Here is a 24,225-nt window from a genome sequence, read left to right on the forward strand (position 1 = left end):
TTGATAGTTGGTAAGGTTAGTTTGTTATTTTTAATAATATATTTTATATTTTTAAAAATATTAAATGTTTATATATTTATGAATAAAAAATTTAAAATAATTTTTAGAACTATATTTTTCTCATTTTTTTTGTCATTGATTCAATATAATCAATTAAATATATTTGAAAATAGCATTGTAATGTTAGATGTTGGCAATGGAAATAGTTTTTTGTTGAAAAATAAAAATAACTATGTTATTTTAGATGCTGGAGCTGGATACGGTTATTCAGAATCAATATTCAAAAACTATCTTGATTATAAAGGCGTTAGAAATGTAAAAGCTGCAATAATAAGTCACTATCATTCGGATCACTATAATCAACTTAATGAAATAAAGAAAAATATAAAAATTAATGACATATATTTTAATGATAATATAGTTGATAAAATTATAATAAAAGATATTATTATAAGTAATTTTGTTTATCTAAATAACAAGGATGAAAATGATAACTCAATAATTTCATTTATTGAATTAAATAATAAAAAACTATTATTTGTTGGAGATGCTACTAAAAAAACAGAAAATAAATTAATTGAAAACAATGAATTTATTAATAAAATAGACAATGGTGGAGTTGATTTTTTACAAATTGGACATCATGGTAGTAAAACTAGTACTTCTGATGAATTTATTAAATTATTAAGACCTAATAATTGTTATATTAGTGGTAAACATGAAAAATATAAAGATTTTCCTTCCAAAGAGACTATAGAAACTTTAAATAAATATAATTGTAGTATAAGTGTTACAAATAATGAAAACAATTATAAATATAACATTAATAAAAATAGCTCAAAAACAATAAAAAAAACCTTGTTTTAACTAAACAAGGTTTTATATTAAATTACTTCATAAGTCTTGATTTTTCACGTGCAGCTTTATTAGCTTTAAAAATACCTTTTACAACAGATTTATCAAGTAAACTTACAGCTTCATTCACTAATTTATCTTTATTTTCATTATTATCATTTTTAGCAATTAATGCTTTTTTGATAGCTGTTTTAACTTTACTTCTAAATGATTTATTAGCAATTCTTGATTTTTCGTTTGTAAGAATTCTTTTTTCTTGTGATTTTATGTTTGCCATTATTTTCACCTCTTTTTTAAGCAAAATATATTACATAATAGAGTATATAATAAATTGTAATAAAATTCTAAAAAAAAAATAAATATTTTAATAAAATTAAGTTTTAATATGTAAAATTTATAATAGAAAAGGTGAAAATGTGTATCTTGTTTATTCGGATGATAATTATCTAATTAAAATGCAGACAAAAAAAATAATCAACAAAATTAGTGATAATTCGAATAATGAAGTGCTATTTTTTTCTTTAATTGATAATAAAACAATAGATATTTATGAAGAATGTCAAACAATGTCATTATTTAATGATAAAAAAATTATAGTTATTTCTGATTGTTGGTTTTTAACCGAAAATAAAGTGAAATTAAATAGTTCTTTCAATATTGATTTAATTAAAAAAATATTATCAATTAAAAACCCTAAAATAAGTATTATATTTACTTTGAACAATTCAACTTATTCTAAAAGATTAAAAATTTGCAAAGATTTTGAATTGAATTGCAAGGTTTTAAATGTAAAACAACCAACTTTAATAGAAAAAAAAGAAATATTAATAAAAAAATTTATTGATAATAACATTAATTATGATTTAGAGGCTATTGACTATTTTTTAGATATTTTGCCCAATGATATGGGGGTTTTTACAAATGAATTAAGTAAATTTACTACACTTAATCAAGATTTTAACAAAGACATTGTTACTTCAATTGTAAAAAAATATTTAAATTTTGATGTTTTTAATATGCTTGACTCTCTTTTGGATAATGATTTTCAATCTTTTATAAAAAAATTTAAACTATTCCAAGAATTTAATAATGATATATTTGGTTTTATAACATTGGTTGCTAACAGTTTAATAACAATAAGAAATATAGTTTTTTATAAAATGAACGGTTTAAAAGATAATGAAATAATCGATAAACTTTCGTTAAATCCATATAGATTTAAAATTTTATCAAGTAAAAAAAACAATAAGTTAGATATAATTAATGATAAAATAAATATGATATGTTATTTAGATAAATCATTAAAAAATGGAACAATTGATAATAAAATTATTCCTGAATTGATATTCGTTAAATTGTTTATAAATAATTAATATCAACTTGAAAGGTAGATAATAGTGGAAGTTAATAAATTGTATGAAATTTTAGTAAAAAATTTATCTAATACTTTTAAAAGTGACATTTTAAAAGTTAAATCATTGGAAAATAAAATACTAAAAGATCAATTAATATTGATGGTTGATAATATGCTTTCTTTGGAAATTGACCATAAAGCAACATTTTTAGATGAAAAATGGAGTAGAGTTTTTGGTAAAGCTCTTGTTAATTTATTAAAAGAAAAAATTAAGTTTGAAAAACCAGATAATAAACAAGTTGATGAAATTTTAGCGGATGTTACTTTTTTTCAAACATTTTGCTTTAATAATTATAAAATTGATCGAGAAACACTTAATTTAGAACATGAAATATCTGCCGATTTAATAAAAGGTTTAGCAGTTATAAGTGAGGAAGCCAAATCTTTACATTCTGAAAAAATTGAAGTAGAACCTGAAGTTGTAGATAAAGAAAAGGAAAAACCTAATACTGATTCTAATTCAAATAATTTTCAAGATAATTTAAATGGAAATCAATTTTTTAATAACAACATTAAGATACATCCATTTCAAGATCAAAGATTTTATCCATATACTTCAAAACCTAAATATACAAAGTATTTAAAATTTATACTTGCTGGTTTTATTGGCTTATTCATTGTTTTTTATTTGATTACGCATGTTTTTATTACTCTGAATAGCACTGTTGTTAATAATTATGATGATTTTACAAATTGAGGTTTCAACTCGTCTTTAACAAATGTTTTTAAAGAAAAAAATTTTGAATATTCTAAATGAACCATGGCCACAACTGTTGGCGTTTTACCAATTAGTGGTGTTTTAAGTATAATAACAATTATTTTACTTATATTTTTTGGTGCATATACTATATATATTCTTGTACAATCGCCAAAATTTTACAAAGATAAGTTTCATATTCAAACATTACTTCCAATTTTTACAATAGTATTCATCTTTTTTGTTTCATATAATCTAATGGGTTTATTTATGTTTGCATTTAAAGGTGATGATTATATAAAAACTTCGATAGGGTCTTTGCTTGCTAAAGTTGAAGGTAAAACAAGTCAGAACGATATAAATGATTGAATAAAGTCAAACTCAACTGCTTTAAACAACATGGTTAGTTATTTAAAGTCAAAATTATCTTATTCACAAACAAAAGCTATTTTTTGGGTTTATTTTGTTTCAACTTTATTCTGTATAATTCAAGTTATCATAATATTAATTTTAAACCCAAGACTTGATAAAGAAAAAATGATGAAAGCAAAATTAGAATATGAAAATTACATTAATGCCGCAATGCAAGGAAAAAGTTATGAAATGGATAGCACTTTATTTGAACCTGAAGAAGAAGTAAAAGAATTTGTAGATTGGTTAAATAATAAGAAAAACAAAAAAAATAAAGATGAAAAAGATAATAATTAATAAATTCAATCTAAATGCTATATAATTTAAATAATATACATATTTTATTTAAGGGGTATCTATGAGTTTTTATTATAAGCATAAATACGGTTTTTCAACTCATGCAATTCATAGAATTAAACAGAGATTAAACCTTAAAGAAGAAGATGAGTTTAAATTAAAAGACATTATTATCGATATGATAGACAATTCATCTTACTCATTTCAAACTTCTAAAACAATATATATAAAGTCTAGAAAAAATGATATATATTTTGTTGTTGACATAATAACAAATACTATTATAACCGCTACTAAAATCTCTCCTCATAAACAACTCGAATTGTTAGAAAAGGATGTTTAAAATATAATGAAAAAAAAGGTACTTAAAAAAAACTTAATATTACCAAGTGAGTTTTTAGAAAGTTGAATGAGCCGAAAACTTGATGGTTCTTACTATTTTAAATATATTGATTTTAAAAGTGATTCAATTGATGAAATTGATGTTATTAATGAGCCATTTATAAAAATTATTTTTGAAAAATTTAATAGTTTTGATTCAAATCAAATTTTAAAGCAGTTCAATCAAATTGCAAAAGTTGCAAAAGCAATTGTAGAAAAAAGAATCAAAACAAAAGAAGAACAAATAAAATTAACAAGTAAAGAACTATTGTTTTTAAAGTATTTTTATTTTTTGATCACATTATTAAATGGAGAATACAAATTTTCCATGGTCGGTGAATTAAAAAAATATAGAGCAATAGATGTTTTAAGTGATGAAATTGATAATAATATAAAAGAAAAAATACTTAATATAATTAGTTATGTTTTATTTGAAATGTATGATTATATATTTAGTCAAAGAACATTTGAAACATTATATGATTTTATTGAAAATTCAGGAGTAAAATTTGATTTATTAGATAGTCAAAAAAATATTGTGGTTCTAGAAAAAATGATTGAAGAACAAAATTATAAGTTTGTAGATTTTTATTTTCATAATGTAGTTAATAATACATTTTTTAAATTTTTTAAAGTTTCGGATTTAGATAGAAAAACATTTTTGTTAACAAATAAAACAATTGCAAACTTTATTGATAACAATACTAAAAGATTAGTAATAAGTTTCTTTGTTATCGATCCAAAATATTGTATAGGAATAATTAACTTGGGACCTGGAAGAGGGGAGTACAGACCTTATTTTAAATATTTAAAAGACAATATTTTAAATAAAAAAATAATCCCACATTGTTTGTCTCCTGAACATATTATTGAAGAAGATGGAATATCACTGATTGACAACCAAAGGTTCTACTATAAAGGTTTTGAATTAACTGAAGAACAAGTTCAACTAATAAATGATTGTCTAACATATAGGGATTTAAAATCTGACTTTGACCAATTTATTAAATACATTGAAAATTAAATGAATAAATTAAATACAAATTACAAGTCGATTGCATAAGTAGTTTAAAAAAGTCTTTAAACTATAAGTTTACACAAAAGTAGTGACCTTTTAAAAATTTGCAAAATGTAGTATAATATATATGCAATTGAGAGGGCAATAAGATGTCAAACATTAAAATATTAAAGGAAAATCGAAAATCAGTATTTATGATAACTTCTCTTATGATTTTCGCTTTTATTATGGTAATTTTTAGTCTTACAATGCTTTTTTCACCAATTATTAATATGGATAATATTAATAACATTAATAGTTTTTTTAATGAAAACTATAGTCTATTTATGTCACTTTTTTATAAATATAATGATTATCCAATTTTTGTTGTGAAGAGTGATCCTTTTTTAATAGTTTGGTTGCCATTGATAACTGGTTCGATAATTATAGCACTATTAATTTGAAGAATTATTTTACATACAATAGGGTACAAAACTAAAAATAGAAAAGGTAATTCAACAGTTGTTAGACCCATAAGAAGCTATCAAATTACAATGATTTTATGTTGATTTTTTATGTTTTTTTTAATAATTGTTGCAACTTTATCATACTTGTCAGCATCGCCATTTTTAACTGGTGCAACATGATATTTTGATTTGTCTAATGGTGCGCCATCGTTAACTGAGGAATCTATAAAACATATAGCATCAGTTCTTGAAGGTCAATTTAGCCAATGTTATTGATTATCATTCGCATGATTTTCTTCATCGAATAGTGCAATTTTAACAGAATCAACAGTATTTAATGTTTGGATGTGAATTTTAATGCCCTTCATTCTTCAAATAATTTTTATTGTACTTAGTTTTATAGGAACAATTTGCGGTGAATGCAGTTGAGGAACAATAAATAAATCTGTTTTAAGAGATATTGATATGTCTTCTGAAGGAAACGTTAAAATTTCAAATAATTTATCTAAAAAATTAATTGAAAAAAAAGTTGATTTAAACAGAGTTTCAAGTTCAGAGTTACAAGCAAGAATTTTATTGTTTTATAAAAACTTCATTAAGTTATTAGAATCTTCTAATAATACAAATATTCCTATTTATAAAGAAGCAAGATTATCCCTTGAAAAATATAGTGTAATTGAAAAAATTAACTGAAAAAAAATTGGTAATTATGTTGAAGGTTTAGTAGAATGGTATACATCGACAGATCAAAGGTTTGTTAATCTTATTAGTCAATTAGCAACCAATCCTAAACACAATTTATTCATTAACTATAAAAAACAACTGCTGTCTTTAATTGGTGAATATCAAAGTGCAATAAATAAATGAAATTTATTAGATGCAGAATTTAAAATTGAACAAATTTTTGCCTTAACTTTTGAAAGAGATGAAATACTTGCCAAAGTAGGGTATTGCTTAAAAACAAGACTAAATAGTAATTTTGATAGTTATGATAAAAAAGATGCTTATATTAATATGCTTGAGCAAGCAAAAAATAATAGAGATTACCATAACTATAGACAAATTTGCATAAAACTAATTAAAAAAATGTCTCCAGAAAAAGTTGCAATCTCAGACTTTATCAATCAAGTAGTCGCTTATCAATTTTAAAAGGGGATTTTTTTATGATAATTGTTGGTGTATATGGAGTTATAGGTAGTGGAAAATCTACATCAATTGACAAACTCATAAATAATTACTATAAAAATATTGCTTATCATATAAGTTGTGATTTAATAGGAAAAAGATTGCTTAATTCAAAAGAAGTATTTAATTTTATTAGTAAAAACTTTGAAAATGTTATACAAGAAAAAGAAATAATAAAAAATAAATTAAGGAATTTAATTTTTAATGATTTTAAAGCGAATGAGCTATACGCAAATTTTATTTGACCTATAATATCTAATGAAGTTGAAAGGGAAATAAAATTAATTTCTGAGAGTAACAAAAGTATTAAAGTTATTTTTGTTGAAGCATCAATATTAAGTGGTATTAGCACCCCTTTTAACTTTAAAATCTTATTTAAACCCTCTTTTTTTTGAAAACATAAATATTATAATAATATATTGAATAGAGATATTGGTAAAACAAACAAAAAACAAATCAAAAATATAATTAAATTTCAAAAATATAAAAATAAATATACTAAATACGATTTTAAAATTAAAAGTACTTATAAAAAACATAATAACAAAACATTAATATTATTTAAAAAAATTGTTGATAAATTTATATAAAATAGGGGTGTTATAAAATAGTATTTAATAAAAACCCCTATTTTATTCACAACTAAATCATTAGGTACTATTTTTACATAGTAATAATTATTATAAAATATAGTATAATATTACATATTAATAATTATTGGAGGAATAATGAAAACGCCAATATCTAAACCTACATTTTGCCAAAAACACATGAAGATTCATGTTTGTGATGAACAAAATATATTTAAAAAAACTCAAACTATTGAAAAAAAATTAAGCGAAAAAGTAAGACGTCTTCATGGTATTCAAACAGAAGAAGAAATTATAAAAAGAAACGTTAGAAGTAAACCGAAACCAGGTACATTAGAATATATTTTAGAAAAAGCGAAAAACAAAATAGATAAAGAAAAAAAGAAAATAAATAAAAACACAAAAAACGAAGAAGTTGAAAACAAAAAAATTGATGAAACAGAACTAACTTCAAGAGTTGAAATACTTAAACAAAAAATTAAAGAAAGCACTCAAACTCAAGAGTTCAATTTATTCAATAAGACTACAAAGAAAATTAAATCACCCTCTTCTAATTCAGATACTAAAAAAACTAAAAAAGTAAAATTATCTTCTAAAAAAGAAAATAATATATATGATATAAATTTAAACAAAGATATTCAGTTTTTAAATAAAAATGATAGCACACAAGAGGTTAGCTTAAATAAGTTAAATAACAAAATAATCAAAAAAGTACTGAAAACTGATTCTGAAAATAAAAACATAGATTTTTCAAATACATACACAGAAGAACAAACGCAAGAATTAATTAAATCAACAGTTGAATATGTATTAAAAGAAGTTGGTTATATAAAAAAACCAAAAAAAAATAATAGTAAATAAAATTATTTGCTATTATTTTTTCATTTTTTTATTACTTGATCATTAGACAAGTGAACATCGTCTTTTTTTATATACTTTGATTGTGATCTATTTTTGTTATTAATTTTTTCATAATTTACTCCGGTAAATATTACACTTTTTCCGTACTTATTTTTTAATCTATATAATAAATCTTTATTTAAATTTTCAGAAACTTCCTTTAACTTGTAACCCCAATTAATAATTTCTTTTTGTTTATAGTGATTAATCGAACTAACGAGCTGTGTAAGTCTAACGCCAACTAATAAAATTGATTCCCCTTTTCATAGATCATAAAAACATTTTTTTGAAGTTGTAAATATATCTTCAACTTCATTTGTCGGCTCTAACAACTTTTCTTGTTTTGAAATATGTTTTTTTCTATCTTTCAAATTAAAATTTTCTTTCAATTCGTCATTTAAGTATCTCAAAACTATTGAAACTGTTCAACCTAACAAATATCTTTTTTTTGCTCTATCTGAAACCTTCACAGAAAGTTCAAAAATTAAATTTTCTAATTCCTTTGGATTATTTGTTGTGTAATTTAATGTCATTTCATTTCCAATTGATTTTAAATCGTTATTATCTCATGATACATTATCACTTGAAACTCCATTTGCTCAATTTCATAAGGTATCACCTCTTTTTCCTATTAAAGAAATAAGTTTATTTTTATCGTGTAAAGCAAGATCTTTAATTGTAGTTATGTTATATAAATTTAATAATTTTTCAGTTGCCTCACCTATCATAAACATTTTTTTTATATTAAGTGGTCATAACATTTTTTGTATATCTTTTTTTAATAAAATCGTAACACCACTTGGTTTATTAAAATCAACTGCCATTTTCGCTAAAAATTTATTTGTACTAATACCAATAGAGCAACTTAAATTTAGATCTAATTTAATTTTTTTAATAATTAATTCTGCAAGTTTTTTTACAGTACCATATTTTTTTCATATGTTAGTAACATCTATATAACATTCATCAATTGAAGCTACTTCAATTTTTTTGCTAAAATTAGTATATATATAGTCAAATACTTTTTCTGAATAATTTATATACAATTGAAAGTTTGTATCTACTACGCATAAATCTTTACATATTTCTTTAGCTTTATATAGAGGCATTCCAGCTTTAATTCCATATTTTCTTGAATTATAACTAGCAGTTAATATAATTGCTCTTCTATTTGGAGAACTAACAACTAAGTTTTTATCCGCCAAAGTATTATTTTCAGCAATATGACAACCAGCATAAAATGCATCCATATCAAGTAAAAAAATAATTTTTTCATTATTTTGTAATTTGTTTTCCATAAAAAAATAATCAACACTCTTCCACAATTTTTTCGAAGTTAATTTCTCTATAATTATTAACATTATCATTTTTTGTTAAATAACACAAGTATTCAATATTCTTTTTTTTGTTTCCTAGTATTGGAGATCAATGAATATCTTTTATTGTAAATTTATTATTAATTGCATATTCATTAACTCTTTTAATTGCTTTTAAATGATATTCTTTTGAATTTATTTTGCCATTTTTAATATTTTCTTTGTCACATTCAAACTGAGGTTTAATTAAAATTATTCCTTCAACATTTTGTGATACTATATTTGAAAGAGGTTCTAAAATATTTTTTACCGATATAAAACTAACATCACAACAAAAAAAACTAATATTTTTTTTAAATAAACTTTTATCAACATATCTGAAATTTGTATTTTCTATTGACTGTACCTTATCATTATTTCTTAATTTTCAATCAAGTTGATTTGTTCCAACATCTACTGCATAAATAAAACTAGCACCATATTTTAAGCAACAATCTGTGAATCCGCCTGTTGAACTTCCAATATCAAGACAAACTTTTTCACTTAAATCTATATTTCATTTTTTTATTGCTGAGTCTAGTTTTTTACCTGCTCTACTTACGAACTCTGATTCAATATTTTTTATAGTTATATTAATCTTACTTGAATCAAAAAGTGTTCCCGGTTTCATTACTTTTTCGTTGTTCACAATAACTTTACCATCCATAATTAATGATCTTGCTTTATTCCTGTTTTCTACCATCTTGTTATTTAAAAGTATTTGATCAAGTCTTTCTTTCATGATGCCTTTCTTAGAATATATTTTTTTTCTTCTTTTCTTTTCTTTTCTTTAAATTTCTAATTTTATTAGATCTATCAATATTTTCGTATAATGCATTTTCTTCTTGAACTACATTTTTAATTCTTGTGAAAATTTCTGAGCCGTATGTTTGAATAAAATTTTTCTTCAAATGTTTTAATCTATTCATATATTTTGAATAAGAAAGTGAGAAAGTTTTTTTTAAATTTAATTTATGATAGTTACCATCTTCTAAAGTTTGTTTAATTGCTGAAATTACATCTTGCTTTTGTTGTTCTGTGCTAACTAATAAATCTTTTTGTTTTTCTAAAATTTCCTTGCCTTCAGTTTTATAATCTACGAGTAAATTATCAAAATGTTCTACTTTAATTTTTATTGGATTATTTAATAATTTATTTTCAAATTCTTCAAATTCATTAATTTCTTTTTTAACTAATTTTTCACTTTTTTCTGTTTTTAAACTTTCGATTGAATCATTTTTTAGGAAATCATTAATTTCTTTATTTTCTAAAACTTTATTCTCGTTAACTACTTCTTCATCATTACTTTCGCTTAATATACTTTTAGGTAACTCTATATCTTCAATTTTTTTAATTGATTGTTCATTTTCTATTATTGAATTAGGTAATTCAAATTCTTCTGTAGAATCTTCAATAACTGGATTTGATAATTTTAAAATATTTTTACTATAAGTTTTTGTTTTTGGTTGTTGAGGTTTAATTATTGTTTTTAAATTATTATCTTTATTTTTATTTTCATTTAATATATCATCAAAATCTAATGTATAGTATGTTGGATAGTCATCATACATTTGTTTATTAAAAATATTTAACTCTCTAATTAAAGTTTCCTCAGTTCCAGTTGGAACAATTATGTGCATATCATATTCTTTTATAATTTGATTATCGACCTTATTTTTTAAATGAAGTATATTTCTTATCTCTTCAATATCTTTTAAGGCTTCTTTTTTTTCTTCAATAGTCAAATTTTCTAAAATACTATTAATTTCTTTGTCCTTTTTTAATTTATCAAGAAAGTAATTTCTATCTGCAACTTTATTTATCATATATTCTTTAGTCTTCCTTTAAAATTATTTTAAAAACCGCATCTAAATCTAAACCTATTTTTTTAATAACTGAGTCTTTATCTCCGTGCATTACATTATTACTTTTTATATTAAAACCAAATATATCTTTTTTACCTTTTAATTGAAGGGTAATTTTTTCGTATAAAGAATTAGTTTCGTAAAGTTCTTCATATACATATATTTTATTATAGATATTTTCATTTAACATGCTTAAATCAAGCGGTTTAATAAACCTTGCATTAATAAGGTTTATGTTTAAGTTATTAATTTCTATATATTTTTTAAATTGCTCTAATATTGAGCCATATGATATCAAGGTTATTTCGTTGAACTTATTGTATATTAAATAAGATCATTGTCCTATTTTAAAGTTAATTTTATTATCAGTAATTGGAACATTTTTGTTCTCATATCTCAAAAAAAACAAGCCTTTATTATGAGAAAACATAAGTTCTACCATATTTTTGATATCGTTATAATCATAAGGATTACATATTATACTATTTTTTAAATTTGATGCGATAGAAACATCATAAATTCCATGGTGACTAACTCCCCCACCATAATTTAAACCTCCCCTATCAATTAAAAAACCTATTGTATTGTTATTTCTTGCAGCATCGTGTATTAATTGGTCAAAGCATCTTTGTAAAAACGAAGAGTATATTGATACAAATACTCTTTTTTTTAGATTTGCAATTGCATTTGCTGTCATAACAACAATTTCTTCATTTATACCCATATCAATAACATTATTTGGATATTTTAATGATAAATTATAAAAATTTGAAGGTTTTAGCATTGAGGGGTTTAATAGAAAGTCTTTATTAGTAAAAAGATTTTCAAACTCTAAAGCAACCATTTTAGGATAGCTATTATCAATTATTTTTTCTATTGTATGATTAAATAGAATGTTGTTTTTTCCTGTATAACCAATTGATTTTATTGTTTTAAAATGAATTAAAACATGCTTTTTGCTATTATAGTCTAATTTTTCAAATACTTCAAAAATTGATTTAAAATCATTTCCGTTAGCACAATAAAAATAATCAATATCTAGCGATTCACAATAATCCTTAACACTTTTTAGTTTTGGAGGTTTTGTACCAATTGATTCTTCGTTGTCGTTTAATAAAATGATGATTCTACTTTTTGATTTATTAATATTTAATAATGAACTATGAGTATGAGAAGTATAGAAAGCCGCATCACCAATAGCTACAAATATATTTTTCTTTAATTTTAAAATACCATATCCAATAGCATATGATAATGCAGTTGAAGAGTGACCATTACTTATCCAATCGTGTTCAGTTTCTTTAAATTCTTGAAAATTACTTAAACCATCATTTTTTTTAATTGTTTCGAATTTCTGTTTTCCATTTATAAGTAATTTGTAGATATGTGATTGATGTCCTGTATCGAATAATAACAAATTATTATCAAAATTAAAAAAAACGAAAAAAGACATAGTAATTTCCACAATTCCTAAGTTACTACCAATATGACCAAAATTCATATCATTAAAATCACTTAAATATTTTCTTATATTATTTGCAATTTTACTTAGATATATAAAGTCTTTATTTAAATACAATTTTTTATAATCAAAGTCTTCGTTCATAAAATTACCTATATTCTAAAAATTATTCAAAATCTACAATCTTATTGTCTTCCATCACTTTTTTAACTTCACCTTCTAAATTTTGTAATAATTCTTTAGCATCATTTATAAGTTTTGTTCCTTTTTTAAATAAATCAATAGCATCTTCCATTTTAGTGCTTGGATCATTTAATTTAGTTGATATATTTTTTATTTCATCTAGTAATTCATTAAAGTTGTTCATATTTTACTCCTTTTTTAGTTTTAATTTTTTATCTCCGTCAACCATTGTTACATTAATTATATCAATATTATTCAAATCTACTATACTTCTTATTATATTGTTATCTGTATTTCTAATTATTGCATAACCTTTTTTTAATATAAAGTCTGGATTATGTAACTTTATTAAATTATCTAATTCCTCTAATTTTGTTTTTTCTAGATTTAACTTACTAGTTAAACTAATTTTAAAATTATTAAGATTTTCATCTAAATTTTGTTTATATGATGCTAATCTATAAAATAAATTTGAATGAAAGTTTTTTGATATTTCAGATAATTTATTATTTTCATTATGCATTTTATTTCTAATTACATTTTTTATGTTGTGACTTGAATTATTTAAAAATAAATTTTGATTATAAATTTTAGAATTTAAATTTGCTTCAATATTTTTATGTAAACTACTTAAAAATAACCTATTGTTTGATATAAGTGATATCACTTTTTTACCAAATTCATTTAATTTATTATCTAGAAGTTTAATTAAGTTTCTAAAATCTGGTGTTGATCTTTCTCCTGCAGCTGTTGGGGTTGATGATCTTACATCTGCAACATAATCAGATAATGTTATATCTGGTTCATGACCAATACCACTTATTATAGGTATATTGCTATTATAGATTTCTGTAAGTACATCCATTTCATTGAAACTCCAAAGATCTTCATAACTTCCACCACCTCTTCCAATTATTAAGGTATCTAATTTAATTTTAAAATTATTTGCTTGTCTTATTTTTTTTGCAATATCTTTTGAACTAGATTCTCCCTGAACCATAGCAGGAAATACATATATATTTACAATTGGATATCTTCGTTTAATTGTGGTAATTAAATCTTTAATTGCGTCACCTGTAGCCGCTGTTACTATACCAATATTTTTTGGATAATTAGTTATAGGTTTTTTATTTTCTTTATTAAATCATCCCTTTGACTTAAGTTCGTTAAACCTTTTTTCATAAATTATTGCTAATTCTCCAACACCATCAATTTTAATGTCATAGACAATAAAAGTTATTTTTCCGGTTGGTTTATAAAATGAAATACTACCAGAAACAATTACTTCTGTTCCTTCTGTGACATTAAGATTAATTAACTTATAAGCATTAGTTTTTCAAATTGCACAATCAATTTTAGCTTCTAAATCTTTTATTGAAAAATATATGTGACCAGTTTTGTTGTGAGTTAAATTTGCGATTTCACCTTTTATATTAATTGATTTAAACTTGTTATCACTTTCAAGATTGTTTTTAACTAGATCATTAAATTCACTTACTTTTAAAACTTTTATATTCTCTATCATGTTTAAAAACCCCTTATATAAAATTTAATTTTTCAATACTTGATACAATTTTGTTATATAGCTCATAAATTTTTAATCCTTCAATATGTGACAATTTTTTAGAACTCATTTTAATATTGATTTTTTTAGAGTTGTTTTTTAAATAATTATACAATTCTGTTATAGACATATTTCTATAGAAATTTTTAATTTCATTTATTTTTTGATAATTTATACTTTCTTTTTCCACTTTTAAATTATCAACATTTTTTTTAAAATTTTTTATAAATGCTTCAAAAGTTTTTTTGATAACATCTGAATCATATTCAACTAAATTAAAATCTTCTTCAATTGTTATCTCACTTATTAATTGTTTGAATTCTTTATAATCAGAATTTCTCAAAATACTTTCTATAGGAAAACTGTCAATAATTTTTAAATCTTCTTCAACATTATTAATTTTTACATTTTTTATTTTATTAATAATCTTTTCGGTTTTAATCTCATTTTTTTGCTTAATATCTAATATTTCATTGTTATCCAAAACAATATCTAAATATCTATTTAAAATATCTGTATTTATATTTATATTTTTTGTAACAAATTCATTATCATTAATATTTCTTTTATTAGAATTAATATAAGTTATTAAACTTTTCAAGTCATTAAAATTTTTTTTAGAAATTAAATCTAAGTAACAAAAATAATTGTTATTAATTGTTATTATTGTTGAATTAGTATTGTAAAGTAATTTAAAAAAAATTAAATTATTTAAAAAATAATTTTGATAATTAAATATTTTAGAAATATTAAAATCTATTACTACTAGTGAATTTGGTTTTATTAAAGTTTTTATTTTATCGAAGTTAAAGTTATTATTAAATTGCTTTATATCAACATTTTTTTCATTAAAGTAATTTAATAATTCTTTAAAATAAACATTTCATAATTTATTTCTTTCATCTTGAAATTCTTTTAACTGAAAACTATTAACAATATTATAATAATCATTATCAAATTTATAATACTCATTCACAAAATCTTTTTTTAATTTTATAAATGAATTTTTATTATTTAAATATTCATTGTAAAAACTTTTATTTATGTTGTCTAAATTTCTAACAAAAATATTTTTATTTTTTATATTTAATTTATTTATGTTATTTTCATAACTTACTTTTTCTGTTTGATTAACTTTTGATAAAGTAAAAAAAATAATTTCTTCAAAATTATTTTTTTTGAAATTATTATTTACAATTTTATTAAATTTTTCATAAGCTTCTTTAGACTCTATAATTTGTTCTAATTTATTGTATTCCTTTTTTAAAAAATTATATAAACAATACTTATTGAATATTTTTATTAAATAATAATTTAATTTATTTTCTTTATTAAATTTTTCCTCTAGTAAATTTTTATGAAAGCCACTATATATACTATTTTTTAATTTTATATAAAAGTTTTTTAATGTATTGTAAAAATTATTTTTAATTATTAAAAAATCATTAGCAGTCATGTTTACCTCTACTGTATTTTGTCTAAAATTGCATTTATAAAACTTGTGTCCCAACTTGGTAAGAAACTTCTAGACAAGTTAATGCTTTCGTTAATTATTACTGATTTTGGGGTTATCTTATTATTAATTTCATAAACACCATTAACCAATATTGCTTTGATGATATTTGGAATTCTTTTTCATTTTCAATTATCACTTAAATTGTCTTCACATATTTTTATTAGGTTTTCCAATTGATCTATTAAATTAAAAGAATACTCTTCAATGTCTTGATCATTTTTTTCTAATTGAAAACCATCTACAATTTCTTGTTTTATATTATTTTTTTGTTCCATTAAAAAATGTCTATAAAGTATTTGAATTATAAGAACTCTTCTTTTTTTTAAACTTGTTATGCTTTTATCCATATAATACCCTAAACAAAATCTATATTTTCAGAACCAAAAATATTTTTTATATCAACTTTATTTGAAGAATTTAAATTTGCAATAGATTTTAATTTTTGAAATACTTCTTCTTTTTTTAAAACCAAATAATATAAATAAGATTTTGGAGTGAATAATTGTATTGATTCAACATATTCTCCTTTTGAATTTTTAATTAATTTGATATCTAAAAAGTTTTCAAAATAATCATCATTAAACGAGAATCTTTTATAAAATGAATTAAAAAATCCATTTACAACATCTAAGGCAATTGATCCGATTGTATTTTCAAAATCTTCACTATTACTTCAATTTTTAACTTTTGTAAATAGTGAAAAACTATCTTGATACACTTCATCAATTTTAATTATGTATTTTTTGTTTTTATCAATTAAACCTGATAGTTTTCTGAATTTTGTTTGTTTTTCTCAATCTATTTCTTTGCTTAAGTCGGTTGTTAAAGGACTATCTTTGAACTCATATGCGAAAATAGGCTTATTTGTGATTTTAAAATCTAGAAAATTATTATTAACATACTCATTATCACCAATTGTGTATTTAAAATATAATTTAACTTCTGATCTATTAGTTGTAACTCCATTATTACCATTTATAAATTCATCATCTAAAATTTTAGTTAAGTCATTTAAATTGTTTTTAGAGCTATTTTTTGTATCTATAATTAAAGAATCTTCACTATTTCTTAGATATATTTGAAAACTTATTTTTTCATTAAATAATTTAAAAACATCAGATTCTTGATTTTGCTTTAATTCATTACTATCAAAATTATTAAATCTAAATCCTATTAATTTTATTAGCTCTAAAACTAACAAATTTGTTCCAACTGATCCATCTTCTTTTTTTTCTGGTGCATTTTGGCTGTTTAACCCCAATTTGTCTATACTTATTGTTTTAAAAGACTTAAAATTTCATAATCTATCAATATCTGAGTATTTATTATATGAGTTATCAATTGGAGATTCACAACTAATAATTGAGCTTGAAGTAACAACAACTGAAGAAAAACTCATTAAACTAAGTAATAATTTTTTAATTGAATTCATTTAATCACCTTTTTCATATATATATTAACATAATATGCATTTATTGGTTTAACAATTCCTTAAAAGGGTCAGAAAAACAAGAATTTTTTAACATTTTTATTTCCTCTTTGTATGGACAATAATTACCAATTCAAGGAGTTTCTAAGATAATGGGAACATCTTTAAAAAGTGGATTGTGAACAATTTTGTTTAATACTTTAAAACCAATAGTTCCATACCCAATGTTATGATGTCTATCCTTGTGACTATTTATTGAATTTTTACTATCATTTAAATGAATTACGAATAATTTATTTAAACCAATAATTTCATTAAAATTACCAATTACCCCATCTAAATCATTTTTTATGTCATAACCTGCATCATTAATATGGCATGTATCAATGCAAACACCAACTTTATTTTGTTCTTCAACTCTATCTAAAACGTACCTTATTTGTTCGAAATTTGTACATATTTCAGTACCCTTTCCAGACATCGTTTCAATTGCTATTTTAACATTTGTTTTTTTAATATCTGTATCATTTAAAACTATATTTAAGCCCTTAATCAGACTATCCAACCCATTCTCCATAGTTGCTCCAACTGCTGCTCCTGGGGTGTAATACAAGGGTTTTAACCCCAATTTCATCAAGTCTTATTATCTCTTCTTTAAGTAGTCTTAAACCTAACTCAAAAGTCTCTTTTTTTACTGTATTTGCTAAGTTAATTGTATAAGGCCCATGACAAATAAGCATATCCTTATCTATGTTATTTTTAACTAATAATTCATTAAATTCTTTTATATTTAATTTACTAGTTTCAGTTCTCCTTGTATTTTGGGGTGCTCCTGTAAAAAACATAAACGTATTTGCCCCGTTTTTTATTGCTTCTTCGACACTACCTATTAAATATTTGTTAGCAGCATTCATACCAACATGACAACCTAAATAAAATTTTTCGCTCATAATTAACCTCTTATTCTAAAATTATAATTTTCTTGCAATTATCAACATCTTTTTTTAGTAATTCAATTAATTCCTCTAAAGAATTAACTTTTTTGTTTTCTCTAATTCATTTAATTGGAGTTATTGTAACTTTTCAGTCGTAGATTTCCTTATTAAAATCAAAAATGTTTACTTCAAACACTTCTTGATTAAGTTCATTCTTTCAATAACAACCAGCACCCGCAAATTCCTTTTTTAAGCTCTCTATATAAACTTTACAAGCAAATATTCCATGATTTAAAATTAGTTTTTTATTTTTAATAACAATATTAATTGTTGGGAAACCAATTTTTCGACCTAACTGTTTTCCTTTTTCTACAATTCCGTCAAATTTATAACTAAAATCATTTAATACCTTAAATTCTTCAAATTTATTATTTTCAATTAATTTTATACTACTATAATCTTCTTCTTTTAAATTAAAATCTTTATATATTAGTGTATTTTGTTTATCATTTTTTGTAAAAAAAACTGTATTAAAAACATCGATATTATAATTATTTGCAATAATAAATTTTGATGCATTAACTTGCGAAACTAAGTTATTATATAAATCACTAATTAAAAATTCTTTGTATTTAGAATTATATTCATAAAATATTACATTATTGATTTTATATTTTTTTGCCTTTTCAATTATATTATCTGAATTTAATAAACTTTCATTAAATAAAGAATTTTTAAAAACTAATATAGATTTTTCAACATTATTATTTTCTGCTATTTCATTTAAATATTTTACTTGATCATCTTCGAATTTACTTCAATTTGCAAAATCTCCGACTAGTATTATTGATTTATTTAAATTAAATTTAATTCTTGCTAAAAAATTAAAATAATAAATTTTTGTCATTTAAGCACCTTTATTATTCTTTTCGTTGAATAAAACCTTATTTTTTATATATTGCATTTCTAACTCTATAAGTACAAGTTTTTCTTTTATTTGCAAAATCTTTTGCATATTGTTATCAAGATTTCTGCGTCTAGATAATAAAACTGAATATATAAATAAACCAGCTACTGGTAATATTAATCATCAAATTAAACCTTTTTTTAATTTTTTATCGTTACTTTTTTCTAATTTAAGTAACTCTTTATATTCATCACTTAATTTATTATATTTTTTTTCCGCATCATCTTTTGAAATTTTACTATATTCTTCAAACATAAGTTACCCTAATTTAATTCTATTTTTCTTTTGATTGAATCAACCAAATCTATCATCGATTGAAAAACTATTTTTATTTCATTTGTATTTGATAAAAATTTTTGTTTTTCAACTTCAATTCCTATGCATTCTAAACTTGAATATATATTTTTTGTATTTTTTACAAACTTAATAAAATCTTTAATTTTATTAAGTTTTTGATCAAGTAATCTTTCGTTTATAATGCTTTTAAATATTTCTTGAATTGATTTGTATAAACTTTTATTTCAAATATTTAAACTAAATCCATTCAATATATCTAAATAATTATTTGAAAATAAATTTATTTGTTTTTCAAAAAAAATTGATATGTTTTCTCTTAAGTTGTTTCCGTTTTCTAAAAATAGTTTATTTTCAAAAAATTTATTTCACTCAAGTTCTGTTTGATAAAAATAATTATATCTTTGTGTAATTAATGTTAACATTAAACTTAATTCGTACTCATTTATTCATATATTTTTTTTAAAAAAATCATTAATTTTATCAAATAATTTTTTGCAATCATCACTCTTTGTTATTGATATTAAATCCTTTTTTTGACTAAAATTTAACTTAAATTGTTTATTAGAGAGTAAACCCTTTACATCCCTTTTATAAAAGTCAAATATAAGTTCCTCTATATTAAAATTCATAAAAAAAACCCCTATACAACTTTAATCACTTTATATTTTATATTAAAATGGACAAATTTTCTATAAATTATAGTATTATAAATATAGTCTTTATTGAGGTGGAAAATGTTTTTAGGAACTGTATTGGCTTGTATGGTAGGCTATTTAGTAGGTAGTTTTTCTTTTTCTATTATGGTTGTAAGATTAAAAACAAACAAAGATATTAGAGAATTGGGTAGTAAGAATGCTGGTGCCACTAACGCAAGTAGAGTTATAGGTATAAAATGAGGTATTTTTATTTTATTTTTGGATTCATTAAAAGTTTTATTTACAGTAATTATAGCAATGCTTATTAATATGATAAATTCAGATTTATTTAATAAAACAAGCTTTTATATACCAATATTATTTACTCTAATTGGTCATTGTTGGCCTATATACTATAAATTCAAAGGTGGTAAAGCAGTAAGTTGCTTTCTTGGACTTATATTAGTTACAAATTTTATATTATTTTTTGCTTTCATTATTTTTGGGTTAATAATATTTTTTACTTTTAAAAAAGTAAGTCTTGCATCAATGGTTGCTTCACTATTAATTTGTATTTTAATGTGAGTTCCACAAATATCTGGTGGAAGTTCATTTGAAATTAATGGTTTTATATTTTTTAGTGAAGTTTATAGTAATAATTTCTATTTTGTGTGATTTAATAAATTTCATGACTTAAATCACACAAATAATTTTTATGATAGTTTTTTAACTATAAATATAGTTTTAACAATATCAACATTATTTCTGATATATAGACATAGAGCAAATTTAATAAGATTGTTTAAAAAACAAGAACCAAATTTTATAAAAAGTAAAAAAGATAAATAAAAAAATACTTTGCTAAGTTATAAACTTTACAAAGTATTTTTTTAAAATTAAATCTTTATCAACAAATTCTTTTATTGTAAGTCCATTGTCTCCGTGACCTGGATATACTATATAATCTGATTCAAAATAATTAAAGAATCATTTCATAGTATTAATAACATCAGTTTTATCAATACCTTTTTCAAATGAACCGATAATTAATGGATCATTACCTTTTGTTATCAAATCACCAATAAATACTGATTTAATTTTATCAAGCTCAATTATAAGGGAACCTGATGTATGTGATTTTTTTATAAAAATTCTAAATTCATATCCATCTAAGAATATGCTCATATCATTTAAAACAACTTTTAAATTTTCAAGAGGCTTCACAGAGTAAGGCTCAACACCTTCAAAAAGCATACTTGTATTTTTGTGTGGTTCAAACAAATTTAATAAATCTGAATAACCTATATAAATATTTGGCAAATCATATTTTTCAGATAAATCATTTAAACCAAAAAAATGCCCAAAATGACCATGAGTTATTATAATATTTTTTATTATAATATTTTTTTTGTCTGCAAATTCTATTATTTTTTTGTATTCTCTGTAACCTGTATCAATTAAAACAGCATTGTTTTTTTCAGTGCATAACAAGTAGCCGTTAGTTTGTCTAAATTTTTTATCTTGAAATTTATATAATAGCATAAGTTATCGTTTTATTTTCCTCTTTTAACAGCGTTCATTGTTTTCTTAATGTCTGCTTCTGAAGGTTTTCTTCCCATGCTTCTATACATAGCTCTTATTTGATTTTCATTTATTGGAGGATTATCTTTTAATTGTTTTTGAATTACTTTTCTTGTAATTATAAAACCAATAATTCCACCAATTACAGCTGAAACAATAGCTATAATTAAACCGGCTCATCAAGGTATCATTTTATTTTCTCCTTATTCTTAAAATTAATATTAAAAAACTATATATTTAATATAACATAATTATTTATTATATGTATTTAATATTTTTTTTGCAATTTCTTCTTCGTTAAATTTTATATGTTGTAAAACATCGTTAAATGGAGCTGAATGACCAAAATCATCAATCCCAAATGCAATACCATCATCACCAATAAATCTATGTCAACCAAAAGTTGATGATAATTCAATTGTAAACCTTTTAGTTTTTTTATCTATTATTTTATTTTGATATGAAATATCTTGTTTTAAAAAGTTATTCATATTTACCATAGATATTATTCTTACATTTTTGTTATTTTTGTTCAATAAATTTTTAACTTTGATAGATAGTGAAATTTCACTACCTGAAGAAATTAAAGTAATTTCTGGGTTCGCATCTTCTTCGATGATATAACCCCCCCTATTAACATCTTCAAATACCCTACTGTCATCTTTTCTATTGATTTCCTCAAGGTTTTGTCTAGATGCCAATATTACGCTTGGATTTTTTTTGTTATTAATTATTGCATCATAATAACTAGCGATTGTTTCAGCCATATCACAAGGTCTGTATACTGATAAATTAGGAATAGATCTTAACATTGCTAATTGTTCAATTGGTTGATGAGTTGGTCCATCTTCACCTACTGCGATTGAGTCGTGAGTAAACACTGAAAGTTTTTGAATTTTCATTAGCGCTGCCAATCTTATTGCTGGTTTTAGATAATCTGAAAAAACAAAAAAACCACTTTCTATTGGTAATAATCCACCATGTAATGCAATACCATTATTAATCGCACTCATTGCGAATTCTCTTACACCATACATTATATTTCTTCCATCTTTATTATCAAAATCATAGTTACCATCAGGACCTTTAATTTTTGTTGATTCACTTAAATCTGCGCTACCCCCGATTAAAGATTTTATTTTGCTAGCTAAATAATTAAAAGTTTCCCCTGAACTTACTCGTGTTGCTTGATTTGCTTTTTTATTTATTTTTTTTATTTCATTAATATCAATAGTTCAATTTTTACTAATTGCATTCTCTAACTCTAAACCTAATTCTTTATAGTTAGACTTATATTCTTTAAATAAATCATCTCATTCTTTATTTAATTTTTTACCTTTTTCAACAACATTATTATTATAAAATTCATAAACATCATTTGGTATTTCAAACGGTTTGTATTTTCAATTAAAATATTTTTTTACAGTTTCAATATCACTTCCTAAAGGTGCACCATGAACTTTTGTTGTTCCTTGTTGTGAAGCACCAACTCCAATTACTGTTTTAACTTCAATATATGTTGGCTTATTTGATTTTTTAGCTTTTAAAATTGCTTTTTTTATTTCTTCAATATTTTCACCATCATTAACTCTTAAAGTATTTCAATTTACAGCTTGAAATTTCATAGATATATTTTCAACTTGTGCAGCGCTAACTTGTGCATCTAGTTGTATATCGTTCGAATCATGTAAAACTATTAATTTGTTTAATCTATATCTTCCAGCAAAAGATATTGCTTCATGTGAAATACCTTCCTGTAAATCACCGTCCCCACAAACAACATATGTGTAGTGATCAATTATTTTAAAATTATCCTTATTAAACCTTGAACCTAAATGTGATTCAGCAAGAGCCATACCTACACCCATAGCAAGACCTTGACCTAATGGTCCTGTTGTTGCTTCAACACCATCTGTTATTTCATATTCAGGATGACCTGGTGTTATTGAGTTTAATTGTCTAAAATTTTTAAGATCTTCAATTGAAACATTATATCCTGTTAAATGAAGTAATGAATATAATAGTGCACTACCATGCCCTGCACTTAGTATAAAACGATCTCTATTAAATCATTTAGAGTTTTTTGGATTTATATTCATAATATCTGTAAAAAGTGTGTAACACATTGGCGCAGCATCTAGAACAATACCTGGGTGTCCAGAATTTGCTTTATTTATCGCATCGATGCCAAGTATGCGAATAGCATTCAAATTATCTTTATTCATTTAATCTATCTCCAAAG

Annotated in this window: 25 protein-coding genes and 1 pseudogene; 9 read left to right on the plus strand and 17 right to left on the minus strand. The window is 22.4% G+C overall.

All coding sequences use genetic code 4. The features are described 5' to 3' along the window. The first annotated feature begins 78 nt into the window (after positions 1-78). Positions 79-867 (plus strand): ComEC/Rec2 family competence protein, encoded by a 789-nt coding sequence (locus SLITO_RS06075; protein WP_200901512.1) that lies wholly within the window; start codon positions 79-81, stop codon positions 865-867. Between the two features lie 22 nt (positions 868-889). Here the strand turns inward: SLITO_RS06075 and rpsT are convergent, their stop codons facing one another. Further along, complete coding sequence (rpsT, locus tag SLITO_RS02525; RefSeq protein WP_075058215.1) at positions 890-1,132, minus strand: 30S ribosomal protein S20; 243 nt, start codon at positions 1,130-1,132, stop codon at positions 890-892. A gap of 139 nt (positions 1,133-1,271) precedes the next feature. Between rpsT and holA the strand changes: the two genes are divergently transcribed. The 7 genes from holA (at position 1,272) to SLITO_RS02560 (ending at position 8,155) form a co-directional block, all read left to right on the plus strand. Next, entirely contained in the window at positions 1,272-2,228 is a 957-nt protein-coding gene (gene holA, locus SLITO_RS02530; protein ID WP_075058216.1) for a DNA polymerase III subunit delta, read from the plus strand. A gap of 24 nt (positions 2,229-2,252) precedes the next feature. Beyond that, a complete protein-coding gene (locus SLITO_RS02535; protein WP_075058217.1) occupies positions 2,253-3,674 on the plus strand; it encodes a hypothetical protein in 1,422 nt (473 codons plus the stop codon). Positions 3,675-3,735: 61 nt separating this feature from the next. Further along, positions 3,736-4,017: a hypothetical protein gene (locus SLITO_RS02540; protein ID WP_075058218.1), complete on the plus strand. Its 282-nt coding sequence runs from the start codon at positions 3,736-3,738 to the stop codon at positions 4,015-4,017. Between the two features lie 6 nt (positions 4,018-4,023). Continuing rightward, positions 4,024-5,079, plus strand: coding sequence for a hypothetical protein (locus SLITO_RS02545; RefSeq protein ID WP_075058219.1), 1,056 nt, complete (start codon positions 4,024-4,026; stop codon positions 5,077-5,079). Between the two features lie 143 nt (positions 5,080-5,222). After that, complete coding sequence (locus tag SLITO_RS02550; RefSeq protein ID WP_075058220.1) at positions 5,223-6,668, plus strand: hypothetical protein; 1,446 nt, start codon at positions 5,223-5,225, stop codon at positions 6,666-6,668. A gap of 14 nt (positions 6,669-6,682) precedes the next feature. Further along, positions 6,683-7,294, plus strand: a complete 612-nt coding sequence (locus tag SLITO_RS02555) for a dephospho-CoA kinase (RefSeq protein WP_075058221.1) — start codon at positions 6,683-6,685, stop codon at positions 7,292-7,294. A 138-nt stretch (positions 7,295-7,432) separates the two neighbouring features. Beyond that, complete coding sequence (locus tag SLITO_RS02560) at positions 7,433-8,155, plus strand: hypothetical protein (RefSeq protein WP_075058222.1); 723 nt, start codon at positions 7,433-7,435, stop codon at positions 8,153-8,155. A 2-nt stretch (positions 8,156-8,157) separates the two neighbouring features. On the opposite strand, the gene SLITO_RS02565 is transcribed toward SLITO_RS02560, so the two are convergent. The 13 genes and pseudogenes from SLITO_RS02565 to SLITO_RS02625 form a co-directional block, all read right to left on the minus strand. Continuing rightward, positions 8,158-9,492, minus strand: a complete 1,335-nt coding sequence (locus SLITO_RS02565) for a Y-family DNA polymerase (protein ID WP_075058223.1) — start codon at positions 9,490-9,492, stop codon at positions 8,158-8,160. Then, a complete protein-coding gene (locus SLITO_RS02570; RefSeq protein WP_075058224.1) occupies positions 9,470-10,291 on the minus strand; it encodes a TlyA family RNA methyltransferase in 822 nt (273 codons plus the stop codon). The genes SLITO_RS02565 and SLITO_RS02570 overlap by 23 nt, the downstream gene beginning before the upstream one ends. 10 nt (positions 10,292-10,301) lie before the next feature. Beyond that, the gene (locus SLITO_RS02575) at positions 10,302-11,375 is read right to left on the minus strand and encodes a hypothetical protein (protein ID WP_075058225.1); all 1,074 of its coding nucleotides are present in this window, start codon (positions 11,373-11,375) and stop codon (positions 10,302-10,304) included. Positions 11,376-11,382: 7 nt separating this feature from the next. Next, a complete protein-coding gene (locus SLITO_RS02580) occupies positions 11,383-13,020 on the minus strand; it encodes a 1-deoxy-D-xylulose-5-phosphate synthase N-terminal domain-containing protein (RefSeq protein ID WP_075058226.1) in 1,638 nt (545 codons plus the stop codon). Between the two features lie 22 nt (positions 13,021-13,042). Then, positions 13,043-13,243, minus strand: a complete 201-nt coding sequence (gene xseB, locus SLITO_RS02585) for an exodeoxyribonuclease VII small subunit (protein ID WP_075058227.1) — start codon at positions 13,241-13,243, stop codon at positions 13,043-13,045. 3 nt (positions 13,244-13,246) lie between these two features. Continuing rightward, the gene (xseA, locus tag SLITO_RS02590; protein WP_083433346.1) at positions 13,247-14,584 is read right to left on the minus strand and encodes an exodeoxyribonuclease VII large subunit; all 1,338 of its coding nucleotides are present in this window, start codon (positions 14,582-14,584) and stop codon (positions 13,247-13,249) included. Positions 14,585-14,597: 13 nt separating this feature from the next. Beyond that, positions 14,598-16,079 (minus strand): hypothetical protein, encoded by a 1,482-nt coding sequence (locus tag SLITO_RS02595; RefSeq protein ID WP_075058228.1) that lies wholly within the window; start codon positions 16,077-16,079, stop codon positions 14,598-14,600. An 8-nt stretch (positions 16,080-16,087) separates the two neighbouring features. Further along, entirely contained in the window at positions 16,088-16,486 is a 399-nt protein-coding gene (locus tag SLITO_RS02600; RefSeq protein WP_075058229.1) for a transcription antitermination factor NusB, read from the minus strand. A gap of 8 nt (positions 16,487-16,494) precedes the next feature. Next, on the minus strand, positions 16,495-17,571 hold the full coding sequence (locus SLITO_RS02605; protein WP_075058230.1) for a hypothetical protein: 1,077 nt from the start codon (positions 17,569-17,571) through the stop codon (positions 16,495-16,497). Between the two features lie 40 nt (positions 17,572-17,611). Next, a pseudogene (locus SLITO_RS06250) lies at positions 17,612-18,518 on the minus strand (deoxyribonuclease IV). Positions 18,519-18,528: 10 nt separating this feature from the next. Next, positions 18,529-19,410 carry a riboflavin kinase gene (locus tag SLITO_RS02615; RefSeq protein WP_075058231.1) on the minus strand — a complete coding sequence of 294 codons (882 nt, stop codon included), beginning with the start codon at positions 19,408-19,410 and terminating at the stop codon, positions 18,529-18,531. Continuing rightward, positions 19,411-19,725: a hypothetical protein gene (locus tag SLITO_RS02620; RefSeq protein WP_075058232.1), complete on the minus strand. Its 315-nt coding sequence runs from the start codon at positions 19,723-19,725 to the stop codon at positions 19,411-19,413. Between the two features lie 8 nt (positions 19,726-19,733). Next, on the minus strand, positions 19,734-20,396 hold the full coding sequence (locus tag SLITO_RS02625) for a hypothetical protein (protein WP_075058233.1): 663 nt from the start codon (positions 20,394-20,396) through the stop codon (positions 19,734-19,736). 105 nt (positions 20,397-20,501) lie between these two features. Between SLITO_RS02625 and plsY the strand changes: the two genes are divergently transcribed. After that, the gene (plsY, locus tag SLITO_RS02630) at positions 20,502-21,251 is read left to right on the plus strand and encodes a glycerol-3-phosphate 1-O-acyltransferase PlsY (RefSeq protein WP_075058234.1); all 750 of its coding nucleotides are present in this window, start codon (positions 20,502-20,504) and stop codon (positions 21,249-21,251) included. A 12-nt stretch (positions 21,252-21,263) separates the two neighbouring features. On the opposite strand, the gene SLITO_RS02635 is transcribed toward plsY, so the two are convergent. From SLITO_RS02635 to tkt, 3 genes are read right to left on the minus strand one after another with little or no spacing between them, the layout of a single operon-like run. Continuing rightward, positions 21,264-21,944 (minus strand): MBL fold metallo-hydrolase, encoded by a 681-nt coding sequence (locus SLITO_RS02635; RefSeq protein WP_075058235.1) that lies wholly within the window; start codon positions 21,942-21,944, stop codon positions 21,264-21,266. A gap of 11 nt (positions 21,945-21,955) precedes the next feature. After that, the gene (locus SLITO_RS02640) at positions 21,956-22,174 is read right to left on the minus strand and encodes a YneF family protein (RefSeq protein WP_075058236.1); all 219 of its coding nucleotides are present in this window, start codon (positions 22,172-22,174) and stop codon (positions 21,956-21,958) included. 60 nt (positions 22,175-22,234) lie between these two features. After that, positions 22,235-24,208: a transketolase gene (tkt, locus tag SLITO_RS02645; RefSeq protein ID WP_075058237.1), complete on the minus strand. Its 1,974-nt coding sequence runs from the start codon at positions 24,206-24,208 to the stop codon at positions 22,235-22,237. Positions 24,209-24,225 lie beyond the last annotated feature (17 nt).

The organism is Spiroplasma litorale, assembly GCF_001267155.1.
Classification (GTDB): domain Bacteria; phylum Bacillota_I; class Bacilli_A; order Mycoplasmatales; family Mycoplasmataceae; genus Spiroplasma_A; species Spiroplasma_A litorale.